The following is a 3907-nucleotide window of genomic DNA, read 5'->3' as shown; positions in this document are numbered from 1 at the left end:
GACGTAGATGCGGCCGGAGAGGTCGTTGATCTTGAGCACATAGTGGTCGCCGTGGCGCATGTAGGTGCCGCCCTGGACGCCCGAGAGGCCCAGTTCGCGGCGCTTGCCGCCCTTGCGGATCCAGATCGTCTGGGGCTCCACGCGCGGGTCGGTCGGGTCCTGGGGATTCTCCTTCTCGATCGCGAAGGAAGGGTTGACGGCGTCCTCGATGCGCTCGAGATAGCCGGGTTCAACCGTTTCGGTCTTGTCACGGCCCCAGAACTTCCAAGGCTTGGGGGTGGTGACGTTGGCGGTGTCGAAGTAGCGGAAGGGGAAGTGCTCCCGAAGCCGGGCCTCGGCGTCCTGGATGGCCGATTGGGCCAAGAGCTTGGCCCGGACGGTGTCCAGGTAGTTGGCGGCCACCTGCTGCTCGGTGCCCTGCAGCGTGGCGAAGGTCGTCGCCAGGAGCGACAGGATGAAAAGCACCCCGAGGACGATGATGAGCACCGTCCCGCGGCGATTACGCAGTGCAACCACGACGGCCTCCTTTCGAGGGTTTCTCCCCATCCCGCATCGGCGCCCCCAGAAGCTCCCGAAAATTGGGGTGGCCAGGTAACACAGGCAATGGCGATGCCATGCCCCTTCCCGGAGCTCCCCTAAAATATTAGCCCGCAAAGGGTAGCGGCCGCAACTTTATCCGCCGAGCGGTCGGATCGGCTCGTGTTGAACCGTGGCGTTATGGTTTCGTAACGTTTCAGGGGCGCTTGAGGGAATGCGCGCGCGCTTTGCGGCGAAGCGTCGCCCGGCCCATTCCGAGGGCGCGAGCCGCGGCCGAAAGGTTCCAGCGGTGCTCCTCGAGCGCTTCGCGGAGAAGTTGCCGCTCGAATTCGCGCAGGCGCTCGCGATAGAGTCCGCGGCGAACCGGATCGCCTCCGGCCGACCGGGCGTGGCGGATGGCCGGGGCCAGCTCCTCCTCCCGGACCGTGCCCTCGCCGAGGGCGGCCAGCCGGCGCATTTCGTTTCGAAGCTCGCGCACGTTGCCGGGCCAGGCGTAGCGACGCAGCCGTTCCAGCGCCTCGGGGGAAAGCTCCCGGGGCGTCCGCCGCAGCTCCCGCGCCTGCTCCTGGAGGAACCGCTCGGCCAGAAGCGCAAGGTCCTCCGGCCGCTCCCGCAGCGCGGGGACGCGCAGCGTGAACGCGCTCAACCTATAGTAGAGATCCTTCCGGAAAAGCCCCCGTGCCGCCAGGTCCCGCAGCGAGTCGTTGGCCGCCCCCAGGATCCGGACGTTCACCGAAACCTCCTCGACCGCGCCGACCCGCCGCACCTTCCGCTCGTCCAGCGCTCTGAGAAGCGCCCGCTGCATGGCTTCGGGCATGGCCTCCAGCTCGTCGAGGAAGAGCGTCCCCCGGTCGGCGGCCTCGAAAAGCCCGGGCCGGTCGGAATCGGCCCCCGTGTAGGCGCCCCGCACGGTCCCGAAAAGTTCGGCCTCCAGAAGCCCCGGTGCCAGGGCCCCGCAGTTGACGGCCACGAACCTTCCGGTCGCGCGCGGACCCAGGGAGTGCAACGTGCGCGCCAAGAGCCCCTTGCCGGTGCCCGTCTCGCCTTCCAGGAGCACGGGATCGTCCACGTCCGTCAGGCGCTCCAAGGCCGCCAGCAGCCGGCGCATGGCGGGGCTTTCGGCCACGATCTCCGGCGGCGCCCGGCGCGCGCGGGACGGCTCGGCGGGACGCATCGCCGCCATGCTAACCCGGCCCGGCGTTGACTTGCAAGTTCGGCCGGGGCTATAATCCGCCGCGTGACGTCGCTCGTTCTCGCGCTCGTCCTGGCCGGGCCGAGCGGGGTGCAGGGCCTTCAGAACGACCCGACCCAGGACCTCCAGCACATCAACCCCGAGGTGCGCAAGCACGCCTGCCTCCTCCTCGGGCAGAAGGGGGTCCGGTCCGCCATTCCCCATCTCATCGAGCTCCTGGGCCGGGAGACGGACGACTCCGTCCGGGCCGCGGGGGCGGAGGCCCTCGAGCGCCTGACGGGCCAGAAGGGATTCGGCCCCGACGCGAGCAAGTGGCGCGCCTGGTGGGACGAGATCGGCCGCAAGACCTTCCCCACGGACACCCTCTCCGCCGAGGAGGTCAGCCGCATCATCAAGCAGTCCATCGAAGGCGCCGAGGTCAAGGCCAAGGAGGCCAAGAGCGAGATCCGCATCCTCTCGATCACGGTGGCCATCATCGCCACGGCCTTCGTCCTCGTTATGATCTACTTCGTCGGCCACGTTTCCTCCAAGCTCAAAGAGTGGAAGGAGCTCGTCCGCCAGGCCGGCGTCTACATCGAGGAGTCCCAGCAGATCACCAAACGGACCGACCGCGTGCTGGAGGAGCTCGAGGCCAAGAAGGTGGACATCCTCGAGTTCGTCCGCAAGCTCAAGGACGAGCAGGAGGTCGAGATCGAGCGCTTCTCCGACCTTCTCCAGCAAAATACCGACCACAAGCTCCGCGAGGAGGTCATGGCCCTGCGCCAGAAGGCGGAGAAGGAACTCGAGGAGACGCTCGGGCAGCTCCGGCAGCAGATCGAGCTGGAAGTCCGGCGCCTCGGCTCCGACCAGAAGGAGCGGATCGACCGGGACTTCAAGGCGCAGCACGAGCGCTTCATGCAGGAGGTCGAGGCGCACACCCTGTTCCTGCAGGCCAGCTTCGCCCACTCGCACGGGCGGCCCGAGGAGGCGCTCAAGATTTACAAGCGCCTTCTCGCCCTCAAGCCCGACCACCAGGTGGCGTGGGGCAAGATGGGCAACGCCTACCGGGAGCTCATGCGCTACGACGAAGCGATCGAGGCGTACCAGAAGGCGATCGAGCTGGACCCCACCGATCCCGTGGCCTACTACGACCTGGCGGCCACCTACGCCCGCCGCCGGCAGCGCGACAAGATGCTCGAGACGCTCGGGCTGGCGATCAAGAACGACGGCGAATTCAAGGACGAGGCCCTCAACGACCCCGCGTTCCGGGATTACTGGAACGATCCCGCCTTCAAGGACCTGGCGGAAGCGTAAGATCCTCCCGTTTCTCCGCTTCGTTCACACGAAAGCGTTGTCTCGCCGCGCCGGAAGTGTATGATGACGGTATCATCGCTGTTGTTCGATCCAGGTGCGAAATCCCGCCGCTCGGAGAGACGGCCCGATCCCGCCGGCGGAGAGGGGGGGTGCAGGTGCCTTCCGGGGCCTCTCGGCGCCCTCCGGCGTTCCGCTACGGCGCGGCCGTGGGGATCGTGGCTCTCGCGTGCGCTCTCCGCGAGGCGCTCACGCCCCTCTGGGGCGCCACGGCCATCCCCTTCATCTTCTTCTGGCCCGCCGTCGTTCTGGCCACGGGCTACGGCCGCCTCGGCCCCGGGGTTCTCGCCCTCATCCTGAGCGCGCTGGCGGCGGACTGGTTCTTCATCGAGCCGAGGCACGCTCTTCTTCCGCGGACTCTTACGGACCTCCTGGCTCTGGCGGTCTTCATCGGCGCGGGATCCTGCCTGGTCCTGGCCGTCGAGGGGATGCACCGGTCCGAAGGGAAGCTCCGGGAAAGCGAACGCAAGTTCGCCGCCATGTTCCGATCCCTTCCGATCGCGGCCGGCATCCAGGAGCTGCCCGAGGCCCGATTCGTCGATGTCAATGACGCCTTCGTCCGGATGTTCGGCCACTCTCGCGAGGAGATGCTCGGAAAGACGAGCCTCGAGATCGGGATGGTGTCCGATGCCGAGGGGCGCAAGCGCCGCATGGACCAGTTCCTTCGCGACGGGTACGTTCGGGATTTGCGGGCCAGGGTGACGACGAAAGCCGGAGAGATCCTGGAGGCGCTCGTGAACGCCGAACTCGTCGAACTTCAGGGTAAGAAGTACGTCCTGTCCTCGGCCCGGGATGTCACGCGGGAAACGCGGGCCCGGGAGGAGATCG

4 protein-coding genes are annotated in these 3907 nt (G+C 67.5%); 2 read left to right on the top strand and 2 right to left on the bottom strand.

The features are described from left to right. Together VNO22_09850 and VNO22_09845 are read right to left on the bottom strand one after the other, a co-directional pair. On the bottom strand, window positions 1–516 hold a 516-nt coding region (locus tag VNO22_09850), incomplete at its 3' end, for a hypothetical protein (GenBank protein HXG61669.1). Window positions 517–733: 217 nt separating this feature from the next. Next, window positions 734–1711: a sigma-54 dependent transcriptional regulator gene (locus VNO22_09845; protein HXG61668.1), complete on the bottom strand. Its 978-nt coding sequence runs from the start codon at window positions 1709–1711 to the stop codon at window positions 734–736. A 63-nt stretch (window positions 1712–1774) separates the two neighbouring features. Here VNO22_09845 and VNO22_09840 point away from each other — a divergent pair, with 63 nt between their 5' ends. Together VNO22_09840 and VNO22_09835 are read left to right on the top strand one after the other, a co-directional pair. Beyond that, window positions 1775–3022, top strand: a complete 1248-nt coding sequence (locus VNO22_09840; GenBank protein ID HXG61667.1) for a tetratricopeptide repeat protein — start codon at window positions 1775–1777, stop codon at window positions 3020–3022. Window positions 3023–3177: 155 nt separating this feature from the next. After that, window positions 3178–3907, top strand: a 730-nt coding sequence (locus tag VNO22_09835) for a DUF4118 domain-containing protein (protein HXG61666.1), incomplete at its 3' end; no start/stop codon positions are given.

The sequence above is a fragment of the Planctomycetota bacterium genome (assembly GCA_035574235.1).
Lineage (GTDB): Bacteria > Planctomycetota > MHYJ01 > MHYJ01 > JACPRB01 > DATLZA01.
The sequence above is the reverse complement of the archived record's forward strand: the minus strand, read 5'-3'. Positions and strand labels throughout refer to the sequence as shown.